This is a genomic window from Maledivibacter halophilus, assembly GCF_900167445.1.
In the GTDB taxonomy this organism is placed as follows: domain Bacteria; phylum Bacillota; class Clostridia; order Peptostreptococcales; family Caminicellaceae; genus Maledivibacter; species Maledivibacter halophilus.
In genome coordinates this window covers 35,083-53,860 of record NZ_FUZT01000006.1, presented here as the reverse complement: position 1 = coordinate 53,860, position 18,778 = coordinate 35,083, and the positions used below count along the sequence as shown (strand labels likewise).

At 28.2% G+C, this 18,778-nt stretch carries 28 protein-coding genes and 1 pseudogene; 10 read left to right on the top strand and 19 right to left on the bottom strand.

The annotated features are described in order from the left end of the window. Positions 1 to 231: 231 nt before the first annotated feature. From B5X81_RS12345 to B5X81_RS28770, 3 genes and pseudogenes are all read right to left on the bottom strand, one after another. On the bottom strand, positions 232 to 738 hold the full coding sequence (locus tag B5X81_RS12345; RefSeq protein WP_139380322.1) for a GNAT family N-acetyltransferase: 507 nt from the start codon (positions 736 to 738) through the stop codon (positions 232 to 234). A 174-nt stretch (positions 739 to 912) separates the two neighbouring features. Continuing rightward, positions 913 to 2,793, bottom strand: coding sequence for a molecular chaperone HtpG (htpG, locus tag B5X81_RS12340; RefSeq protein WP_079492068.1), 1,881 nt, complete (start codon positions 2,791 to 2,793; stop codon positions 913 to 915). Positions 2,794 to 2,921: 128 nt separating this feature from the next. Then, positions 2,922 to 3,212, bottom strand: a pseudogene (locus B5X81_RS28770) (glutaredoxin family protein); the annotation flags it as partial. 570 nt (positions 3,213 to 3,782) lie between these two features. On the opposite strand from B5X81_RS28770, the gene B5X81_RS12330 reads away from it, so the two are divergent. Then, a complete protein-coding gene (locus tag B5X81_RS12330; RefSeq protein WP_079492065.1) occupies positions 3,783 to 5,201 on the top strand; it encodes a sodium-dependent transporter in 1,419 nt (472 codons plus the stop codon). Between the two features lie 63 nt (positions 5,202 to 5,264). Here B5X81_RS12330 and B5X81_RS28465 read toward each other — a convergent pair whose 3' ends face one another. The 5 genes from B5X81_RS28465 to B5X81_RS12310 all read right to left on the bottom strand — a co-directional run bounded on the left by B5X81_RS28465 (position 5,265) and on the right by B5X81_RS12310 (position 6,795). Then, the gene (locus B5X81_RS28465) at positions 5,265 to 5,462 is read right to left on the bottom strand and encodes an acetyl-CoA hydrolase/transferase C-terminal domain-containing protein (RefSeq protein ID WP_280175275.1); all 198 of its coding nucleotides are present in this window, start codon (positions 5,460 to 5,462) and stop codon (positions 5,265 to 5,267) included. Beyond that, positions 5,440 to 5,607 carry an acetyl-CoA hydrolase/transferase C-terminal domain-containing protein gene (locus B5X81_RS28460; RefSeq protein WP_280175274.1) on the bottom strand — a complete coding sequence of 56 codons (168 nt, stop codon included), beginning with the start codon at positions 5,605 to 5,607 and terminating at the stop codon, positions 5,440 to 5,442. The genes B5X81_RS28465 and B5X81_RS28460 overlap by 23 nt, the downstream gene beginning before the upstream one ends. A gap of 192 nt (positions 5,608 to 5,799) precedes the next feature. Next, positions 5,800 to 6,075: a sigma-70 family RNA polymerase sigma factor gene (locus B5X81_RS12320; protein WP_079492063.1), complete on the bottom strand. Its 276-nt coding sequence runs from the start codon at positions 6,073 to 6,075 to the stop codon at positions 5,800 to 5,802. A 45-nt stretch (positions 6,076 to 6,120) separates the two neighbouring features. Next, positions 6,121 to 6,354: a hypothetical protein gene (locus B5X81_RS12315; RefSeq protein WP_079492062.1), complete on the bottom strand. Its 234-nt coding sequence runs from the start codon at positions 6,352 to 6,354 to the stop codon at positions 6,121 to 6,123. A 165-nt stretch (positions 6,355 to 6,519) separates the two neighbouring features. Beyond that, on the bottom strand, positions 6,520 to 6,795 hold the full coding sequence (locus tag B5X81_RS12310; protein WP_079492060.1) for a hypothetical protein: 276 nt from the start codon (positions 6,793 to 6,795) through the stop codon (positions 6,520 to 6,522). A 144-nt stretch (positions 6,796 to 6,939) separates the two neighbouring features. Between B5X81_RS12310 and B5X81_RS27840 the strand changes: the two genes are divergently transcribed. After that, the gene (locus B5X81_RS27840) at positions 6,940 to 7,122 is read left to right on the top strand and encodes a hypothetical protein (protein WP_079492059.1); all 183 of its coding nucleotides are present in this window, start codon (positions 6,940 to 6,942) and stop codon (positions 7,120 to 7,122) included. A gap of 1,198 nt (positions 7,123 to 8,320) precedes the next feature. Here B5X81_RS27840 and B5X81_RS27835 read toward each other — a convergent pair. Beyond that, positions 8,321 to 8,458: a hypothetical protein gene (locus B5X81_RS27835; protein WP_208985051.1), complete on the bottom strand. Its 138-nt coding sequence runs from the start codon at positions 8,456 to 8,458 to the stop codon at positions 8,321 to 8,323. A 370-nt stretch (positions 8,459 to 8,828) separates the two neighbouring features. Between B5X81_RS27835 and B5X81_RS27470 the strand changes: the two genes are divergently transcribed. Further along, positions 8,829 to 9,005 (top strand): hypothetical protein, encoded by a 177-nt coding sequence (locus B5X81_RS27470; protein ID WP_170917399.1) that lies wholly within the window; start codon positions 8,829 to 8,831, stop codon positions 9,003 to 9,005. A 66-nt stretch (positions 9,006 to 9,071) separates the two neighbouring features. Here B5X81_RS27470 and B5X81_RS27465 read toward each other — a convergent pair whose 3' ends face one another. Together B5X81_RS27465 and B5X81_RS28455 are read right to left on the bottom strand one after the other, a co-directional pair. After that, positions 9,072 to 9,242: a hypothetical protein gene (locus B5X81_RS27465; RefSeq protein WP_170917398.1), complete on the bottom strand. Its 171-nt coding sequence runs from the start codon at positions 9,240 to 9,242 to the stop codon at positions 9,072 to 9,074. 34 nt (positions 9,243 to 9,276) lie between these two features. Next, a complete protein-coding gene (locus B5X81_RS28455; RefSeq protein ID WP_280175273.1) occupies positions 9,277 to 9,399 on the bottom strand; it encodes a hypothetical protein in 123 nt (40 codons plus the stop codon). A 100-nt stretch (positions 9,400 to 9,499) separates the two neighbouring features. Between B5X81_RS28455 and B5X81_RS27460 the strand changes: the two genes are divergently transcribed. Continuing rightward, positions 9,500 to 9,670 carry a hypothetical protein gene (locus B5X81_RS27460; protein WP_170917397.1) on the top strand — a complete coding sequence of 57 codons (171 nt, stop codon included), beginning with the start codon at positions 9,500 to 9,502 and terminating at the stop codon, positions 9,668 to 9,670. Between the two features lie 633 nt (positions 9,671 to 10,303). After that, complete coding sequence (locus tag B5X81_RS12295) at positions 10,304 to 10,579, top strand: hypothetical protein (RefSeq protein WP_079492056.1); 276 nt, start codon at positions 10,304 to 10,306, stop codon at positions 10,577 to 10,579. Here the strand turns inward: B5X81_RS12295 and B5X81_RS27455 are convergent. Both B5X81_RS27455 and B5X81_RS12290 read right to left on the bottom strand, forming a co-directional pair. After that, on the bottom strand, positions 10,576 to 10,752 hold the full coding sequence (locus B5X81_RS27455; protein WP_170917396.1) for a hypothetical protein: 177 nt from the start codon (positions 10,750 to 10,752) through the stop codon (positions 10,576 to 10,578). The genes B5X81_RS12295 and B5X81_RS27455 overlap by 4 nt on opposite strands. Before the next feature lie 164 nt (positions 10,753 to 10,916). Beyond that, positions 10,917 to 11,141 (bottom strand): hypothetical protein, encoded by a 225-nt coding sequence (locus tag B5X81_RS12290; protein WP_079492054.1) that lies wholly within the window; start codon positions 11,139 to 11,141, stop codon positions 10,917 to 10,919. 309 nt (positions 11,142 to 11,450) lie between these two features. Here B5X81_RS12290 and B5X81_RS12285 point away from each other — a divergent pair, with 309 nt between their 5' ends. Both B5X81_RS12285 and B5X81_RS12280 read left to right on the top strand, forming a co-directional pair. After that, a complete protein-coding gene (locus B5X81_RS12285) occupies positions 11,451 to 11,630 on the top strand; it encodes a helix-turn-helix domain-containing protein (RefSeq protein ID WP_079492053.1) in 180 nt (59 codons plus the stop codon). A 243-nt stretch (positions 11,631 to 11,873) separates the two neighbouring features. Further along, positions 11,874 to 12,122: a hypothetical protein gene (locus B5X81_RS12280; RefSeq protein WP_079492051.1), complete on the top strand. Its 249-nt coding sequence runs from the start codon at positions 11,874 to 11,876 to the stop codon at positions 12,120 to 12,122. 56 nt (positions 12,123 to 12,178) lie between these two features. Here the strand turns inward: B5X81_RS12280 and B5X81_RS12275 are convergent, their stop codons facing one another. Continuing rightward, a complete protein-coding gene (locus tag B5X81_RS12275) occupies positions 12,179 to 13,297 on the bottom strand; it encodes an MFS transporter (RefSeq protein WP_330397375.1) in 1,119 nt (372 codons plus the stop codon). A gap of 1,126 nt (positions 13,298 to 14,423) precedes the next feature. Beyond that, positions 14,424 to 15,335 carry a PhzF family isomerase gene (locus tag B5X81_RS12270; RefSeq protein ID WP_079492050.1) on the bottom strand — a complete coding sequence of 304 codons (912 nt, stop codon included), beginning with the start codon at positions 15,333 to 15,335 and terminating at the stop codon, positions 14,424 to 14,426. A gap of 164 nt (positions 15,336 to 15,499) precedes the next feature. Between B5X81_RS12270 and B5X81_RS12265 the strand changes: the two genes are divergently transcribed. Continuing rightward, the gene (locus B5X81_RS12265; protein ID WP_079492048.1) at positions 15,500 to 15,853 is read left to right on the top strand and encodes a winged helix-turn-helix transcriptional regulator; all 354 of its coding nucleotides are present in this window, start codon (positions 15,500 to 15,502) and stop codon (positions 15,851 to 15,853) included. A 361-nt stretch (positions 15,854 to 16,214) separates the two neighbouring features. Here B5X81_RS12265 and B5X81_RS12260 read toward each other — a convergent pair whose 3' ends face one another. Next, a complete protein-coding gene (locus tag B5X81_RS12260) occupies positions 16,215 to 16,589 on the bottom strand; it encodes a VOC family protein (protein ID WP_139380320.1) in 375 nt (124 codons plus the stop codon). A gap of 120 nt (positions 16,590 to 16,709) precedes the next feature. Between B5X81_RS12260 and B5X81_RS12255 the strand changes: the two genes are divergently transcribed. Further along, positions 16,710 to 17,057 carry a DUF805 domain-containing protein gene (locus B5X81_RS12255; RefSeq protein ID WP_079492045.1) on the top strand — a complete coding sequence of 116 codons (348 nt, stop codon included), beginning with the start codon at positions 16,710 to 16,712 and terminating at the stop codon, positions 17,055 to 17,057. Positions 17,058 to 17,066: 9 nt separating this feature from the next. On the opposite strand, the gene B5X81_RS12250 is transcribed toward B5X81_RS12255, so the two are convergent. Beyond that, entirely contained in the window at positions 17,067 to 17,303 is a 237-nt protein-coding gene (locus tag B5X81_RS12250) for a hypothetical protein (protein WP_079492044.1), read from the bottom strand. 191 nt (positions 17,304 to 17,494) lie between these two features. Between B5X81_RS12250 and B5X81_RS12245 the strand changes: the two genes are divergently transcribed. Then, positions 17,495 to 17,956: a GyrI-like domain-containing protein gene (locus B5X81_RS12245; RefSeq protein ID WP_079492042.1), complete on the top strand. Its 462-nt coding sequence runs from the start codon at positions 17,495 to 17,497 to the stop codon at positions 17,954 to 17,956. 206 nt (positions 17,957 to 18,162) lie between these two features. Here B5X81_RS12245 and B5X81_RS12240 read toward each other — a convergent pair whose 3' ends face one another. Both B5X81_RS12240 and B5X81_RS28450 read right to left on the bottom strand, forming a co-directional pair. Next, positions 18,163 to 18,597: a nitroreductase family protein gene (locus tag B5X81_RS12240; RefSeq protein ID WP_208985050.1), complete on the bottom strand. Its 435-nt coding sequence runs from the start codon at positions 18,595 to 18,597 to the stop codon at positions 18,163 to 18,165. Positions 18,598 to 18,636: 39 nt separating this feature from the next. Then, positions 18,637 to 18,768, bottom strand: coding sequence for a CD1375 family protein (locus B5X81_RS28450; protein WP_280175263.1), 132 nt, complete (start codon positions 18,766 to 18,768; stop codon positions 18,637 to 18,639). Between the last annotated feature and the right edge of the window lie 10 nt (positions 18,769 to 18,778).

Genomic DNA, 18,778 nt, shown 5'->3' with positions numbered 1-18,778 from the left:
CCTTTTACATTTTTCCTTCTTTTTTATTTAAATATTAACATTTGTAATATTCTCTTAATAAAAGATATATTCCAGTAACCTACATAAAAAAACAAGGATAATTTTTTATATAAAATCACCCTTGTTTTTGATTGAGGAAATTGCATAATATATATGGTATTCCTTTGTAGATTTTAAAGCTGTATTAATAGTAGATAATTTTTGCTGAAGGTAATTATGCAATTTGCTTGATTAATAATAATTATAAATATCTCTATATAACTTTCCTTTAACAAATTGAAATTCTTTGTATTTAAGCTTCTTATTATGAGTCATTAATTGTAAAATAACCGGCTGCTTATTTTTTTCAAAAGCAGGTTGACAATAATCATACTCATTTAATTTAAATCCCAATTTATTATAAAAGCATATTCTTCTAAAAGTGATATTATCTGTTACCGGTTCAACCTCTAAAACCACTGGCTTATCAACTTTCTTTAAAAACCGTTTTAAATATTTACTTCCAAAACCCTTTCCTCTGGCTTTTGAACTAAATGCAAAATGCTCAATAAAAATAAAATCCGACAAATCCCAATATGCAAGAAAACCAATGACTTCATCTCTATTTAAATATGGTATTACAGTATATCTTCTGTTATTCATTATTTTTTTTTGTTGCTTAAGTGTTCTTCTTTCATTTTCTGGGAATGAATTTTGGTAGATTTCCCATAATTCTTCAGAGTGCTTATTTGGTATCATATATAAGTCCTTTCTTAAATTGTAAAGCAATTATATAGATTTCCCATAGTAAAACTTAATTTATACATATCAAAATATCCAGTGTTTCTAAGGAGTTTTGAGATGTATAAATTAACTGTTTTACCGGAATATCTATACTAAGTATTTTTTTATTAAAATTCTTATTTCACAGCTTTATTTCATAATCTTACATATATTATTTGAAAATTCCACTGGATCCTCCACTGGAAGTCCTTCAATAAGCAATGCCTGATTATATAATAAATTTGTATATAAACTTAGCTTGTCCTCATCCTGTTCATAAGCAGTTTTCAATGATTTAAACACCTCATGATTAACATTGATCTCCAATATTTTATCAGCTTGAATATTTTGGTCAGTAGGCATTGATTTGAGTATTTTTTCCATTTCAATAGATATTTCTCCATCGTTAGCCAAACATACAGGATGCTTCTTTAATCTTTTTGATACTCTAACATCCTTTACCTTATTTGATAGTATATTTTTCATTTTCTCAAATAGTACCTTATTTTCATTTTCCTTATCATCAGCCTTATTTTCATTTTCTTCAGGCTCAATACCTAAATCTCCACTTGACACAGATTTAAACTCTTTTTCCTTATAATTCATTAATATCTTTATAGCAAATTCATCAATATCATCGGTGAAGTATAAAATCTCATAACCTTTTTCTGATACAACTTCAATTTGAGGTAGTTTCTCAATTTTTTCGACTGATTCTCCTGATGCATAATAAATATATTTTTGCTTTTCAGGCATCCTTGAAACATATTCCTCTAAACTCACCATTTTTTTCTCTTTTGAAGAATAGAACATTAACAAATCCTTCAAGAAGTCTTTATTGCTGCCAAACTTATCATAAACTCCATATTTTAGCTGTCTTCCAAAGGTTTGATAAAACTTTTCGTAACTTTCTCTTTCATTTTTCATCATATTTTCTAATTCTTTTTTAATTTTATTCTTAATATTTTTTGCTATAAGCTTAAGTTGTCTGTCATGCTGCAGCATTTCTCTAGATATATTAAGGGATAAATCCTCTGAATCCACCATACCTTTAACAAAACTAAAGTAATCTGGAAGGAGATCCTGGCACTTATTCATTATAAGTACACCATTTGAGTATAACTCCAAACCCTTTTCGTATTCCTTAGTATAATAGTCAAAAGGCATATTTTCAGGGATAAATAATATAGCATTATATCTTACAAGTCCATCAGCGCTAATATGTATATGCTTAAGTGGCTTATCAAAACCATAGCGCTTCTCAGCATAAAAATTCTCATAATCTTCAGTTTTAAGTTCCATCTTATTTTTTCTCCAAATAGGAACCATACTATTTACTACTTTTTCTTCAGTAAACTCTTCATATTCGTCTTCAGTTCCTTCTTTAAGTCTACTTTCTGTAATATCCATTTTTATTGGATATCTAATAAAATCAGAATACTTTTTAATAATAGATTTTAATTTATATTGCTCTAAATACTCATCATAATTCTCATCTTCTGTATTCTCTTTAATTTTTAAAATAACATCTGTCCCGACTGAATCCTTTTCACATTCCTCAATAGTATAACCATCTGCCCCTTGTGATTCCCATTTGTATGCTTGGTCACTACCTAAAGCTTTACTTATAACAGTAACTACTTCAGCCACCATAAAGGCAGAATAAAATCCGACACCAAACTGTCCAATTATATCATACCCATCCTTCATTTCGTTTTCTTTCTTAAATGCTAAAGATCCACTTTCAGCAATTGTTCCAAGATTATTCTCAAGCTCTTCCTTTGTCATTCCTATACCAGTATCAGAAACCTTTAAAACCCTATTTTCCTTATCAGCAGTAACTTTTATATAATAATTCTCTTTATTAAAAGTTAAAGAATCATCAGTTAAATCCTTATAATATATCTTGTCAATTGCATCACTAGAATTAGATATTAATTCTCTTAAAAATATCTCCTTATGGGTATAAATGGAATTAATCATCATATCCAATAGTCTCTTAGACTCTGCTTTAAACTCCTTTTTAACCATTTAAATCTCTCCTTTTAATAACTAAATATATATTTATAATTATCATTAGCACTCTAATAATTAGAGTGCTAATGATAATTATTGTATAACATATTTTCAATCTTGTGTCAATATTTCAAAACAAAGTTTTATGTTCGAGTTTTAAATCTTGTTTTGCATTTTGGACATGTTATTACCAAATTTCCTGCATTTTTAGGTATTCGCAATTTGGATGGACACTGGGGACATTTTATAATTTTATAATCTAGCAAACTTTCGATCTTTGCCTTGTCAAGTCCTACTACAATTTCATCACCAATTAAAAAAGCCGGTACTCCCATTATATTTTTTTTCATCATTTCTTGTCTTGCCTTTGGATCTAATCCCAAATCCTTTTCTATGTATTTTATACCTTTGTTAGAAAGAAACTCTTTCGCAGTATTACAATGTGGTCATGTTTGACTTGTAAACATAATTATTTCCTTCATCTTTTATCCCTCCCAATTAATTAAGCAAATTCCATAATTATCATATACATTATGGAATCCTCCCAAATTTGAAATTATATAATTTTATTAATTATACGGAAAACATACTTATATCTATATAATCATTATACCAAAATACTCTATCATTGAAATCATAGATGTTTTAACTTAGATTATTTATTTCATTAATAATATATAAAAGCTAAATAGACATAAAAGCAGATCCTATGCATCCACATATTCCCATTGTTTAATAAAAGATGTCTTGCTAAATTTATTGAAGTATTAAAAAAATAGTGTAATTCATTTAAAATCCTATGTTTTAGCGGCTTCCACTGGATAAAAAAATATTTGTTAATTTTATAACTTTTGAAAAAATATAGAAAATTATAAAAATTCATGGTAATATATAGAATAAGCAATGACATTTATTGTTAATTCTATTGTTTAAAGGAGGGATTTATTGCATTTATTATCAATTTTATAATTTAAGGGCGATAATTTAAAGGAGGCGATTTGTTAATGGAAGGAAATCAAATTAAACAACGTGAAAATTGGGGATCGCGAATCGGTTTTCTTATGGCTGCTGCTGGTTCAGCCGTAGGCCTCGGTAATATTTGGAGGTTCCCCTACACTGCTGGTGAAAATGGCGGTGGTGCATTCGTAATAATCTACACAATTTTTGCTCTAATAATTGGGATTAGTATTATGCTTGCTGAGTTTACCGTAGGTAGAAGAACCAGTCTATCTGCTGTAGGGGCATACAAAAGCTACAGTAAAAAATGGACCTTTGCAGGAGCCCTTGGAGTTCTTAGTGCATTTTTTATAATGGGTTTTTATCCAGTAGTTGGTGGATGGTCATTAGCTTATGTATTTAAATCCTTCAGTGGCTTACTTGCTAATCCTGAAGCAATAGGAACCACCTTTGAAGCATTTATGTCAAATCCTATTCAACCTATAATATGGATGATTATATATTTGGCATTAAATGTAATCATAGTTGCTAAAGGTATTTCCGGCGGAATAGAAAAAGCAGGTAAAGTATTAATGCCTACTTTATTTGTTCTTCTCATATTTATATCAATTAGAAGTATATCCCTTCCTGGTGCAAGTGCAGGACTTGAATTCCTATTTAAACCCGACTGGTCAAAGGTAAATGGAGCAACTATTCTGGCCGCCTTGGGTCAAGCATTTTTCTCATTGAGTCTTGGTATGGGTTGTATGATTACCTATGGAAGTTATCTAAGTAAATCAGAAAATCTTCCAAGCAATGCTACTATTGTAACAATACTTGATACATGCATTGCTATTTTAGCTGGTATTGCTATATTCCCTGGTGTTTTTGCATTTGGATTGGAGCCTACCGCAGGACCTGGCCTTGTTTTTGTAGTTGTACCATCAGTTTTTGCTGAATTAGGAGGTGCCGGTGTTCTTTTCTCCGTTGTTTTCTTTATAGCCTTTACCGTTGCGGCCCTTACTTCTTCAGTATCATTGCTAGAAGTTGTTACTTCTTATCTAATTGACCAGAAAAATGTTCCAAGGAAAACAGGAGTTACATCTGCTTCTATCATCATGATTGCTACTAGTATTTTATCTTCATTATCCCTTGGTGTTATGTCAGGCTTCAAGATATTTGGAGCTGGAATATTTGACTTCTTAGACATACTAACCGATAAAATATTCCTAGCTATTGGTGGAATGTTCATCGCAATATTCACTGGATGGGTTATTAAAAAAGAAGACCTTAAAGAAGAAACTACCAATGGTGGAAAATTGAAATTCTCATTATTTGAAGCATGGTATTTTTTACTTAAATATGTCATTCCTATACTAATTTTCTTCGTTGCCCTTATGGGTATATTTGCAATAGAACAAACTAGTTTAATGATTTTTGGAGTTCTTCTAATAGTAGTTCTTGCAATCTTTTCTAAAAAGCTATAATACTCTATTATTTGAATAATTATATTAACAGTTTAAGGAGCTAACCAATTCGTTAGCTCCTTATTATAATTCTTTAAATAATGGTATTCTTTTAATCATTATTATAAATACCCATGCAACTCCATATTCCGTCACTACATAATCAACATCATTTCTTTGAAGACTAACTATAGAGCCTAATTTTAATGTAGGCATAATTTTAGAAACCCTAACTTTCTTTCCTTCATCATTCTTTACATTAGCTTGTTGAATAAAGGGCAATAATTAACTTTCCCTCTGGAAAAATTTGGGCTCCGATAACGTTATCCGCCTGTCCTCCAGTCCCTGAAATCTGTATATGTCCAATAGATTCCGCTGCGCACTGTCCTGTCAGATCAACTTCAATAGTAGTGTTTATAGATACCATTTTATGATTTTATCCTACTACATAGGGCTCATTAACCCATTTCCCCTGTTCAAATTCAATGGCAGGGTTCGGATTCGATAAGTAATATTTAATCCATGAAAAAATCAAGTAATATGAATATCATACAAAATCACTTACCGAATTAAACTATAAATTTATATTTTTACTGAAATTTAATAAGACCCTAATTAACTACTTAGGATCTTCCTTTAATCCATTAAATGCTTTTTTAAGCTTACATAAAGCTTTTTTCTCAATTCTTGAAACGTATGAACGTGAAATACCTAAAAGCTTTGCTATCTCCCTTTGAGTCTTACAGCCTCCATTTGCTAAACCATATCTTAGTTCAATTACAGTTTGCTCTCTTTTTTTAAGGACCTTGGACATTTTACTATAAAGCTTCTTGATCTGCATTTTAAGTTCTACCTCATCAACTACCGCATCACAATCCGTTCCTAAGATATCCATAAGTGATATTTCATTGCCCTTAACTATTTATCTATATTTTGTGTATTATCTTAAACAAATGTAATATATTATTTCACCTGTATTTTTTTCAGTTTCTACACTTTCATATATTACTAATTTGTCCTCTAATTCTTGTATTTGGCTATGTAATTTTTCATTATCTTTTACAACTTCATTAATCTTGTTTTTCATTTCGCTTATTTCTTTATCTGGAGTTTGGTTTGTACATCCTATTAAAAATGTAGATGCAATCAAAAAAAATAATAATATTCTTTTCACTATTATATTTCCTCCTCTACAGTTTAATTACCACCACATAACACATGCTAATTGAATGTTAGCTAATAAGGGATTTACGAACCAAATTCGTTAACATCTCATCATCTATAAGATATTCTTGTTATATTACAATATATAAAGGGCTATTTATTGCTAAACTATTCTTTAATACTTATACTGTACTCTTGTGCCGCAATATGGACAAAATTCAAAACCCATTTCTCTCGGCAAAACATGATTGCATTTTGGACATCTCCAATACTTCCAAATAATAAACAAACTTGCTACAATGATAATTATATATAAATAGATCCAATTATAACTTCCTGTAATTCCTGCAAAAATTGTGCAAATTAACAACGTTACCAAGGTACAAACAATACATCTAATCTTTATTTTTTTTGCTTTTAAAAATGCCTCTATAATATCATTTTCATTCACCAAAACCACCTCTTACCAGAATTATTCAACTCTATTATATCATTACTTAAGTTATTGTAGTGAAAAAATGATTTATGTATATTTTTTATGCTCTTAGACTTCTATATTAACTAAAATTTTAGCAAAGAAGAAACCTAGCTTTCTTTGCTAGGTTTAAGACTACATGATTTATCTAAAGAAACTTCTAACCCTTTAGCTGGTTTTTTAGCAGAGGAGATCTTACAGTCTCCTTTCAAAGCACTTAATCATGGACCAGTATTAGGCTCTAATGCTGAATTAACAAAACCTGCATCTATTGCTATTTTATCATCACTTCTCAGACATTAAAAAACACCCTATAAGGATGCTTTAAACTTTTATATTATAATATTTTTATCCCCGATAGAAAGGGGGGTGAATCGCATTGCCTACATTTCAAGCACATTGTCCCCAGAAATTAATATATTTCTTTACAATACTAATATACAATATCTGGCTTTTTATTCAACTATCAAACAAATTCTATATCGCATTTAACATAATTTCCATAAACCATTTTCTATTTCCTCATTTTAAATCAAACAATATATTAATTTAAAAGTGTTTTTCTATCCATTCACTCAAATCCAAAATTTTCAAATTTTTTTAGTTAATTCTTGAAATCCTTTAGAAATCCGGCTTCCTCCTCAATTTTCTTTTTAAGTTCTATATGGTATAATCTAGTAGAATTCACTTTAATGAAAGGATATTTAACTATGAGTAAGATTTTATTTTTTGCTTTATTAATTATTGGATTTTTAACTATTGGTGTTCTATTTTTATTAATTTTGATTAAAAGTTTTTCAAAGTAATATGCTTTCCCATCATATTCTTCTAATTCTTCTAATAGTTGTTATATATAATTTGATTTCGACTTAATATTCTTTATTATATTTTTTTGAAAAGGATTTTCATGAAAAATATTGTTACATAAGGGGAAAAGTTCACATGATAAATTTAATCATCAATAAAGCATTTCTAATAAAAACTTATAAAGTAATTAAATTTTTTATACAAAATATATTTTTAAGTTTTATTTTTTATATTACAGTATCTGCTATTATTATGTTTATGAAAGCAGAAAAAAGTTTTCTGAAAAACACATTTCTATTTGTTGTTTTTTTAACACTATTCAAAAAAATTATTTTCCCTAAATCAAAAGATTACAATTTATTTGGTAAATACACTGAATGTGTTAGACTGCTAATAGCTATGCTAACAGTTATAATTCTTATAAATACTCTTGGAAAACCTAAAATAACTTTTCATTAACCTGAGTAAATTTGGCCATTTTAGCCACGTTAATCTTCAACTTAACAATCAAATACATACTATTATTTTGATCCAATACAGTTCATATATTCTATATTATAAATTACTATGTTATGATTATATATATTTTCATTTTCATAAAGTTAAAGGTGGTGTAATACTTGAGTGATGATTATTTTATTTTTAAAATGCTATTCATTATTTTAATGGGGCCACTATTAATAATATCTTTTGCTTACTTTGCTCTTCCAGCTTTATTAAGATTGTCTCCCTCTTTCAATAAAACCTTTAAAAGCAAATATTCTGTTAAAAAAGCTGTAATAATACTAATTTCTTTCACTATTTTACTTCGCTTATTTTTTCTATTAATCATTAGGCTGGCGTAGTTACAATCCTTTGGATTACAATCATCCCATTGAATGGATTTTTGTTACTATAACTATCTTTTCTATGTATTTTATTGAAAATAAAATATGTGATAAAATTTATTCTATTATTATATTGTCAATAATATTGACATCCAACATTTTCTTTTGCACTAAAATATATTTAAGAGAAAAAAAGTTGAAATATCTTCTAACAAGCCTCTTTCAAATAATTATCTATTTTGTTTTTGTAGTACCTTTTATTAAATTTACAATTGAACCCTAACCTTAAAGCTAGTGAATGATATCTGTTATATTGATTCCCATATGTTCCCATGGTATGATATATACATAATTCTTTCCAAGGAGTGACATTATATGAAATCATTAATACCCGTATTACTATTTTTAGCTTTATTTGTCTCAATGTCTCTTGTTTTTTTTGAGTTGTTAGGTATATTGGGTATGCTTATTTTATTGGGAATAACTATAATCATGTGTACAGGATGGATTGTTTCAACTATTATTAACTGCTGTTCTAAAAATGAAAAATAGTTAATTTTTATCTAGCATAGCTTGATACTTCTAAGAGTTATTTTTTATTATCCTAATCCATATAAATTAGTTTGATCCAATCCTTTCTCCTATCTTACATTTAATAAATTTAATCCAACATAAAAACTTAAAATAGCTACTGGGATTAGCTTCTGTTAATGCATCAAAATCAATACCAGTGTAATCTTCGATTATTACGTACCAATCGTAATTGAAAATATAAAACCCTGTCAGCATCTCTTTTGCTTCCTCTACTTTTAAACCATATTTATTAGAAAGAATGTTCTTTTTTCTCCATTGTTTTTAGCAATAATTTAATTACATCTAAATTATTATATTTAATTCCTTTCATTCTGGAATCAATGTAGTTTTTGTATAATTCAAATTTTTTCATTTTCAATTCCCCTCTCTAACCATACATTAAACTTCAATTTAATATTATTTTTATGTTAAAATATAATAACGCTGTGTTAGTAAGATAAGGAGGATTTTATATGGCCTTTTTCGCATTTGGTTTTATTATTGCTTCAATGGCTTTATATGTAAACACTATTACTATTATTAAAAAAGTTAAAAATGATCAAAGTATTTCAGATAATATGATATATGGTATTTTATTAGTAGGCTTTATAGCTTACTCAATGTTGGTAATATTTACTGATTGATTATACAACTAACACAGCATATAAATTAAATATTTTCACACCTTCACTAATTCCTCAGTTAGTCTCTGAAAATTTCATCAATTACGCCTTAGACACTTTGTTACTAGCATCACTCAATTTTTTCTCTTTTTTCTATTTTCTTATCTACCTTTTTTCTTATAAAATATGTTACAATTTATAATTAGAATACTTTAAAAAAGGAGGTATTTTTGTAATGAGCATTTTGCCACTTGGGATTTTAGGAATTATAGGTTTATTATTAATAATAAGTCTAATTTTTATCTTTTTAAATTCAAATTAATGATTCTATTCCTATAGACAACATTTAGTATCCTCATAGGTTTTTTAACTTCAAATAAAATTCTATTTAGTATATTAAATGATAATTATCTTTACTATAATGCTAATCCATTACCTTCAAGTTTCAAGTCTTTAAGGTGTAACAATTACTAACTAGCTTCTTAATCTTTACTTAAATATGTAAATATCTAATGGAAAAAATTATAGTTTATGCTGCTTGCTTAACTTTTTTCGCAGGTAATTCCTAAAGAACTCAGTTAATATTCTATTTATTTGATATTTACATCTATTCTTGATACAATATTATCTAATCTTTTAATAGGAGTTGTTATTATGATAATATTCAAAAATACTATTTCTCTCATGTTTGGTTCAATTTTATCCTTTACAGTATTTCATATAATATTTAATTTATTGTTTAGTGGAGATTTGATTTTCAAGAAGATTAAACTTAAACCATTTAAAATATGTATAATTTTATCATTCATTAGTTTTATAGGTGCTTTAGTTATATCATTTACAAATATTGAAAGATCAATAGTAAGTGCATTTGTTGGTGGTATATCTTGCTTCTTAGTGCCTTTTCAAAAAAGAAACTCCTCTAGCTAGCACCTTAATGCCTTATTCATTCCCTCTAGCATAACCCAAATTGGAATCCAGCCAAGCAGCAAATCTCCTTTTAGATTAGGAAGTAATAAGATTTTATGTGGATTTATATGCATATCAACATATGAAGTTTCAAGTTTGTCCAAATTTTTGATGCCTAAAAATCTGCAACTCATTTTTTATCTTCTGTTTTTTCTTTAATAATTTTTCATAATTCCAAATTCTTTCTTAAAATCCACTTAAAAATTCTTTTTGTTTTTCAATTCTTCCTTTGCTGACTCTTCAATAGCATTTAAGACAATTTTGAGTTTCTCAATTTCATCCACAGCTTCATCCCTTTCTAAAGCCGAATAATCGGGATTCCTCTAACATGAGTCGTTTCCTCAGTAATATTTTCTTTTTCCTCTTCTAGAATGCTCTGCCAGCATTCCCAACCTGCTTGGTGATACTCCTTTAGTATTCTTTCAATTTCTTCTGGGGTTTTTGGTGGTGGTGCAACAATATTTACTGTTGTATTCCCAAATTTGTATGTTGCAGCATACTTTTGAGTTTTTGTTTGTTCCACTTCAATCCCCCCTTGTTTGATTTTATGAATTTCGTAGATTGTCTTATTACAAAACCCTATTCATTTCATAATCTCCTTTTTCTAAATCTTTTCCTTTAAAAATATCAAAGCTCATTATCAAGATTCTTCTGTGGTAGTACTACTTTTGGTTTAGTTTTCTATAAACAAAAACCTCAATATGGTAGAATGAATTAAGGAAGGTCGAACAACTTGTTTGGTAAAATATTAAGAAAACTACGTGAAGAAAGGGCTTAAAACAAAAAGACATCGTAAAAATATTAGGAGTTACAGATAGAGTAGTGGGATATTATGAATAAGAAAAAAAAACCAAGTCAAGACATTTTAGAAAAGCTTGCAGATTATTTTGACGTATCCACAGATTACTTCCTCGGCAAAACCGATGTAAGAAATCCTGAAGAAACTAAAATTGAAACTAAAGCTTTTCATAGTTTTGATATGAATGTACTTCCTAATGAAGTTATTAGGTAGGTTGAGAAATATGTTGAATTGATGAGATTGAAGTATAAGCTATATAAAAAGTAATTGTATAACTCAAATCCAGTTTTGAATTTGGGTGTTTTTTAGAGATTGTGTTACTAAATTTTTCTTGATTTGGTCATTAAGTCTATGTTTTTTTTTAATAACCAAAGTAATAGTATGTCGTCAATTCCTATAGTCATGTCAAAGAATTACTTGTGTGGAGTAAGCTAAATAACTAAGGGAGGAAGATATATGAAGAAAGCTATTGTTTTTTTATTAATATGTCAAGTTTTTATATTATCATCATGTTTTCAAGATGAAAGTTTCATAAATAAGGATCTGAATCCCAAGTTTAAAAAAGTAATTTCCGATACATATGTGAATGAAATTCGATATAGCAATGAAGATTTTCAAAAGATTTATGATTTAGCAAAAAAATATGGAATAGAGAATCCATACCTACCTACAGGAGGAAAGGTATTTTTCAATCATCATTTGTGAATATCTAGATACAATAAAAGCCCCTACTCCGTTCTTACTTCGTAAGGGCATATATTTTAACTGTTTTTTTCTTTAGTTAATTTATAGTATAGAATAATCAATATAAACGATAAAATACTCATTATTGAACATGTTATAAATGCCTTATCCAATGAATAATCAGCAGTTTTTCCTATTATAATATTTCCTATAGAAGCTATTAAACTTCCTATCATAGAATATATGGATAATATTGTGGCTCTATTTGATGTTCTAATAGTTTTATTCTTAATATCCATTTCTATTGGACCTATCATTGCCACACTAAGTGATACTAATCCAATTGTCATAACACTCAAAATAGAACTAGATGTGAAAATCAAAACTATACAACATAATATCACTAAAGAATTTAATACTATTATCGCTTGGCAATCACCTAGTTTTTTGCTCAAATAATTAGATTTTACAGAAAATAATCTAAGACACTGTATTCCTGCTAAAATAACACCAAAGTATTTCGCATCAATACCACTTTTTGAGTATTGCGACTGATTTAAAAAAACTGTTACTGCTTGAAAAACTTCAATAATTAGGGCAATGGAAATAATAAATATAATAATTGTTTTATGTCTAAAAGCTTGTTTCAAGCTTTCTTTAAATTTCTGTTTATCTTTATCATCATTCTTAACTTCTGCTAAAAATAAAGTTAATATTGCTGCAAGTGCATATGGAAAAATAGTAAACAAAGCTGTATAATCAAGTGATATCTCTACTATAAAAGAGGACAAAACCGAAGCTAGTAAGAATCCTAATGTTCCCAAAGCATTATATCTTCCAAAAACTCTTTGAGATTCCTCTTCTTCTATTGATGAATATATGAGGGCTATGTCACAACCCGATAAACCTGCTAATACTATCGACAGCAACACTCTTTCAAGTAAAAATAATACAAATGAACCCGACATATAAAAAACTATTTTAGATAAAAAAAATAGTGTATTAACAAGTACCAATGTTTTTTTATAACCTAATCTATCTGAAAACCATCCCCAAGGAACTTCTAGAATTATAATTAATATCCATGATATTGATTCAATAAGGAATATTTGAGACATAGAAAGACCCCTAGCTTGTCTATATAGTGTAGCTACGGGACCATAAAAAAACAAACCCTTGCAAAAAAATAATTGCATACATTAAGTAAATATTTCTCTTATTATTCAATTTAGAACACCTCCGAATTTACATAACAAAAAAACTTACAGACATTAGAATCTTATTTGAACTGATAAGCTTCATAATCGTAAATAAGTTTTTAAAATAAATTGGTTATGTTCTAAATTGGACGATACATAGCAGGGGTCTCCTTATAAAATTAATATTATTGTTTCATATAGTATATATATTTTTTTAGATTAAGTCAAATATAAACTGTTTATTATAAGGGAATCATATAACTGCGACTACAGTTTTATAAACAAATTTTTGCCTACTTTCAAAGAAATTTCTCATTTTATCTAAAACCCAAGGCCACTCTACTTCATAATTATCTAATACTAAAAAACAAAATTGTCAGCCAGTATCTCTTCAGGATGATAGGCATAATTTGTATTTTTCCCTATTAATTCATAATAGTTTTCTAAATCCTTTTTTCCCTTTAGAGAATTGGTTGAAATTAAAATGAACAGTCACCATTTTATTCCATCAGTTATGAAATTGCTTGTGATACAGTTCACCGTTTCCTATTCTAAATTTACTTAATCCATTCTCTAATTAATACCCTACCCTAAACTAGTCATTATAAACATAGCCAGTATATATAGATAAACAGCATTAAAACTTGAGATGAATTTCAAAGAAAATAATACTCCCCAAATATAGAATATTTTTTAATAAAAAAAGATACTTAAAATTCTTCATTCAATCCATATCCTTTCTAGTAAAATGTGTTTCATTTTTCAAAAAGAAATACAGACCTATTTAAAGCCTGCAGCATTTATAAAAATATACAACTATTACTAACCTTCACTATATAACCAGTGAATAAAATCCTCCTTGTTACCTATCATATTTAACATAGAAAGGTACCGGGTATCGCCCAAATCAAAATTAATTTAAATTTGAAAAGTACCAGGCACCACCTGAATCTGAGTTCTTTAGTTCTTCTTGACTAATCACTGAGTTATTACTTGCTCTTTTAACTTGATCATCCATATTTTTAGGGAAATATAATTATTTGTGGCACAACTCACCGTATTACTCTAACTACGATTTTGTTTTGATAAAAAACGAGTCAAAAAAACCAATCCTCTACCTACTTTAATTCTCTAATGATAATTCAGATTTAAATAATATTACAGCATTTCCTAAAATTTTAACTTCTACGGGCTCTTTATCTTCTATTTTTACCTCAACTTCAATAATACCTGGTCGCTTCATAGCTTCACCTTGCTTAGCCTTAAATTTGAATAAAGAATCATTGTGCTTAACAATATTATGATGAACAAGATATGCCCCTAAGGGACCATTTGCATTTCCAGTTACAGGATCTTCATTTATGCCTATTGCAGGTGCAAACATCCTACCATGTATTAAAATATCACTAACCTCAGGATTAATTGTAAAAACATAATATCCATTGCAATTAATTATTCTACTTAATTTTGAAAGTTCATAATAGTTTGGTTTCATTTTATTTAAAGTTTCAATACTTTTTATCCCAATCATAACTTTAGAATGGCCTGTTGAAACAATCTGTACATCATTATTTTCTAGCAAGTCATCGTTACTTATATTTAGTGCTGATAAAAGAGTTTTTTTATTTACTCCATCAATAATACTACCAAACTCAATTTTACCTTGTGTCATAACAATTTTATAATCATCATTTTCCTTCACAATATCAACAGGTAAAATTCCAGCACCTGTCCTATGATAAACTCTTGAAGTATCAAGGTTATTTTCAATAGCACGAGCATAATGAGCTGCAATAGTAGCATGTCCGCAAATTGGCACTTCATTTACTGGAGTAAAAAAGCGTACGTAAACATCATACTCATTACTATCTGAAGAAAAAATAAAAGCTGTTTCAGAATTATTAAGTTCCCTAGCTATTTTCTGCATATCATCAGCAGTTAATCCATCAGCATTTGTTATTACTCCAGCTGGGTTTCCAGTAAATTTTTCTTTTGTAAATGAGTCTATTTGATATAGATTATACTTTTTTGTCATGATTTCCCTCCTAAATTTATTACAAATCTATAAATTATAGTCCGTTTTCTTTTTTGTATTAATTTATATCTATATATTATATAATAAATTATAGATTCATTAGAATTCAAATACAAGTATGCACTTTTTACTCAGATACTTACTATTTGGAAAGAAGGTAAGATATGACCAAAAACATGATTGAAAAATTCCCAAACCAAAATAAAAGACAAAAAGATTTTAAATGCTCAATAGGATTTGCAATGAATGTAATTGGAAGTAAATGGAGAGCAATAATCTTATGGCACATATTGAAGGATTATCCCATAAGATATGGTCAACTAAAAAGGTCTGTACCAAATATAAGCCATAAAGTATTATCTCAAGAATTGAAAAATTTAGAAAAGGACAGCCTTATTGAAAGAATTGCCTACGCCACAATTCCACCTAAAGTAGAATATATACCTACAGATAGGGGTAAATCCTTAGAAAATATATTAACTGAACTTTGTCTTTGGGGTAAAAAATATATGGATTAATATCAAAATGATAGCAATATAGACATTAATTAATAGTAATAGCTATAAATAAAGTAATCACCACTATAACTAACTAAATACTACTATTTTTGTTTTTGACAATTCTTATTTTATTTAGAATTTCTAGATAATAAGCAGATATATTATAATAATTTAAGGTGCAGTTTTACGTGCTAAAAAACTCTATTATCTAGTTTTATCAACCTTTTATAGGATAAAACTACCGTTAGTTATGGTACAGTTCACTGTAACTATATAATCGACAAATATGTTTCATTATAGTCAATAAGGGAAGCCTTTTGGGGCTTCCCTTAATATACATATTAAGAATAATGTATTATAAGTATGTTGTAAATTATACTCATTTCACTCGTTTAGCAATTGGATGATTTTTTTCGAATTGAACTAAACCCCATAAGTTTCCATATGAATCTTTAAATACTGCAACTGTACCATATGATTGTTCTTTAGGTTCTCTAATAAATTCTATACCTTTTTCTATCATTTTATTGTAGTCTCTCCAGAAATCATCTGTTCCAAGAAATAGAAAAACTCGTCTACCCGATTGATTTCCAATAAATGGTTTTCGTTCAGGCTTAGAAGCCCTTGCAAGCAATATTGTAGTTCCCGATGAACCTGGAGGAGACACTACCACCCAACGTTTATCTTGTTCTAGTTGATATGTATCTTCTATTAATGTAAATTTAAGTTTCTTTATGTAATTATTGTACTCCATTTCATGAAAAACCCTTATTTTTAAAAATATACACCAATTTGCTTTTTTTATTTATTATGTTATATTATGTAAATTTATGTTATAATGTAATAGATTTCTTCTAAAAAAGGGGGTGAATTCATGAATATTAAAAGATATTTTACCTTTAAAGGTCGTATAAATCGTGCAAAATACATTTGGATTCCTTTTTTAATTGGAATTCTAGCTGTAATATTTCAAGCAATATTTATTAGTACAGAAAGCATAGGTTTATTATTAGTAGTTATCTTATTAAGTATTGCTTCTACTGTATTGGGAATTTGTCTTACCGTTCAGAGATTACACGATATTGAGCGACCCGGAACTCATTATTGGTTACTATTAATTCCTATTTATAATATCTATCTTGGTTTATTATTATTATTTAAAAAAGGAACCGATGGGCCTAATGAATATGGTGAAAACCCTTTAGCAGTTGTTTACGAATAAGAAATTGCCTTATAGGCAGTTTATTTTTAATTTTAATTGTGTTCCAAAACCAACTGAAAAGAATAACCATCCTAATCTAAACCCATTAAATGTTTTTTCCCTTTTTATTTCTAATTTTGGAATCCACCATATTGGAGTATTGCATTCCCAAAATATACAACGGTCAATATTATCTTGAAGTGTAAACCACCAAAACCACATTTCTTGTGATTTATATATTAGTTTTTGTCTTTTTATGCTAATCATTTTAATTCCTCCAACGTTGCTAACATCTTAGTGTCTAATTAATCAAAAAACTTATCCCTAACGTCTGTTGAATTATAGAATGTTTACAATTTTTCATTATATTAAAAAATATTTTGTTATATATGCCATAATGCCGTCATATTTGTTATGATATACTTCCATATGAAACAGAAATTTTTAGGAGGTATATTATGAAATATGAAATAATTGAATTAAAAGAAAAACAAGTTGTTGGCCTACTTGTAAGAACTACAAATGAGAACATGCAAGCGGCGAAAGATATTGCTTCATTATGGCAAAATTTTATTTCCAAAGGTATTTATGAAAATATTAATTACAAAATTGATCATAAGACAATAGGATTATATACTGATTATGAAAAAGATCATACTAAACCCTATAATTTCATGACCTGCTGTGAAGTAAGTTCAATAAGTGACTTACATGATCCTCTTCAAACTAAAATTATCAAAGCAGGTAAATATGCAAAATTCTCTATTCGTGGCCATCTTCAGAAGGATGTTCTAAATGCATGGCAAAATATATGGTCACTTGATCTAGATAGAACCTATGAATCTGATTTTGAAATATATCATAATAATTCAGAAGATATTAACGATCAGATTATTGATATATATATTTCAATCAGATAAATGTTCTTTGGGAAAGTTCTTGTTGTTTCAATATTGAGCTTTCCCTTTTCATTAATTGTAAATTTAACGTATCATTTCTATCTTTTTACGTAAAAATACCGTAAAATTCATTTCTGAATAATACGGTATCTTGAATAAAGTATCCGTTTTTCCATAGTGACGCGCTATAAGAATGTTATAATTAAAAAAAGAATAATAATTTAATTTTATAACCAACTTATAATATTTTCCGAGAGTTCTCTTCTCTTAGCTTTTAAATTATTTCTACTCGAATACCCAACAGATATAACAGCCATTAACTGTAAGTCATCTGAAACTCCTAGTAATTTTTGTACCTTTTCTTCATTTTTTAATATTTCTCCAATCCAGCATGTACCTAAGCCAAGTTGATGTGCAGCAAGTAACATATTTTGTATTGCAGCTCCAATTGATTGTGCATGTTTCAAGTAGAAATTTGATACTTTATCATATAAAGATTTGGTGTCTAGAAAGACTACAATCAAACAAGGGGCAGTCTCTAGCCATTTATGGTATATAGTAAGGGAAGATAGTTCTTTAATTAGTTCTTTATTATTCATTAATACAGAGAATCTCTGTAGCTTCGCAATTTTTTTTGCAAATTTTCGCATGATTTTTGGCAAAAAAGCAGACTCATATTTTCGAGCCTGCTTTTCTCTATTTTACTGGTTTTCTTCTTGATGTGCAAGGTGTTCAGCCACTGGTATTTGATAACTTTCAGGAATACCCTCAATTTCTCTTTTCCCAGCTTTAATGAGAAAACTGTAAATTTTTACCATATATTGTTTAATCATCTTTATTCCC

What these genes read in the sequence shown, in the direction of transcription:
- B5X81_RS12260 (WP_139380320.1), bottom strand. Translation starts at nt 16,589, where the DNA reads ATGGAGTACAATAATTACATAAAGAAACTTAAATTTACATTAATAGAA.
- B5X81_RS12270 (WP_079492050.1), bottom strand. Translation starts at nt 15,335, where the DNA reads ATGACAAAAAAGTATAATCTATATCAAATAGACTCATTTACAAAAGAA.
- B5X81_RS12245 (WP_079492042.1), top strand. Translation starts at nt 17,495, where the DNA reads ATGAAATATGAAATAATTGAATTAAAAGAAAAACAAGTTGTTGGCCTA.
- B5X81_RS27455 (WP_170917396.1), bottom strand. Translation starts at nt 10,752, where the DNA reads ATGAGTTGCAGATTTTTAGGCATCAAAAATTTGGACAAACTTGAAACT.
- B5X81_RS28460 (WP_280175274.1), bottom strand. Translation starts at nt 5,607, where the DNA reads ATGGTATCTATAAACACTACTATTGAAGTTGATCTGACAGGACAGTGC.
- B5X81_RS12250 (WP_079492044.1), bottom strand. Translation starts at nt 17,303, where the DNA reads ATGATTAGCATAAAAAGACAAAAACTAATATATAAATCACAAGAAATG.
- htpG (WP_079492068.1), bottom strand. Translation starts at nt 2,793, where the DNA reads ATGGTTAAAAAGGAGTTTAAAGCAGAGTCTAAGAGACTATTGGATATG.
- B5X81_RS12275 (WP_330397375.1), bottom strand. Translation starts at nt 13,297, where the DNA reads ATGCAATTATTTTTTTGCAAGGGTTTGTTTTTTTATGGTCCCGTAGCT.
- B5X81_RS12280 (WP_079492051.1), top strand. Translation starts at nt 11,874, where the DNA reads ATGAAGAAAGCTATTGTTTTTTTATTAATATGTCAAGTTTTTATATTA.
- B5X81_RS27835 (WP_208985051.1), bottom strand. Translation starts at nt 8,458, where the DNA reads ATGATTAATAGAAAAAATAAGCGAAGTAAAATAGTGAAAGAAATTAGT.
- B5X81_RS12345 (WP_139380322.1), bottom strand. Translation starts at nt 738, where the DNA reads ATGATACCAAATAAGCACTCTGAAGAATTATGGGAAATCTACCAAAAT.
- B5X81_RS12295 (WP_079492056.1), top strand. Translation starts at nt 10,304, where the DNA reads ATGATAATATTCAAAAATACTATTTCTCTCATGTTTGGTTCAATTTTA.
- B5X81_RS12320 (WP_079492063.1), bottom strand. Translation starts at nt 6,075, where the DNA reads ATGGATATCTTAGGAACGGATTGTGATGCGGTAGTTGATGAGGTAGAA.
- B5X81_RS27470 (WP_170917399.1), top strand. Translation starts at nt 8,829, where the DNA reads ATGAAATCATTAATACCCGTATTACTATTTTTAGCTTTATTTGTCTCA.
- B5X81_RS12255 (WP_079492045.1), top strand. Translation starts at nt 16,710, where the DNA reads ATGAATATTAAAAGATATTTTACCTTTAAAGGTCGTATAAATCGTGCA.
- B5X81_RS28455 (WP_280175273.1), bottom strand. Translation starts at nt 9,399, where the DNA reads ATGAAAAAATTTGAATTATACAAAAACTACATTGATTCCAGAATGAAA.
- B5X81_RS28450 (WP_280175263.1), bottom strand. Translation starts at nt 18,768, where the DNA reads ATGATTAAACAATATATGGTAAAAATTTACAGTTTTCTCATTAAAGCT.
- B5X81_RS27465 (WP_170917398.1), bottom strand. Translation starts at nt 9,242, where the DNA reads ATGCTGACAGGGTTTTATATTTTCAATTACGATTGGTACGTAATAATC.
- B5X81_RS27460 (WP_170917397.1), top strand. Translation starts at nt 9,500, where the DNA reads ATGGCCTTTTTCGCATTTGGTTTTATTATTGCTTCAATGGCTTTATAT.
- B5X81_RS12330 (WP_079492065.1), top strand. Translation starts at nt 3,783, where the DNA reads ATGGAAGGAAATCAAATTAAACAACGTGAAAATTGGGGATCGCGAATC.
- B5X81_RS12265 (WP_079492048.1), top strand. Translation starts at nt 15,500, where the DNA reads ATGACCAAAAACATGATTGAAAAATTCCCAAACCAAAATAAAAGACAA.
- B5X81_RS12285 (WP_079492053.1), top strand. Translation starts at nt 11,451, where the DNA reads ATGAATAAGAAAAAAAAACCAAGTCAAGACATTTTAGAAAAGCTTGCA.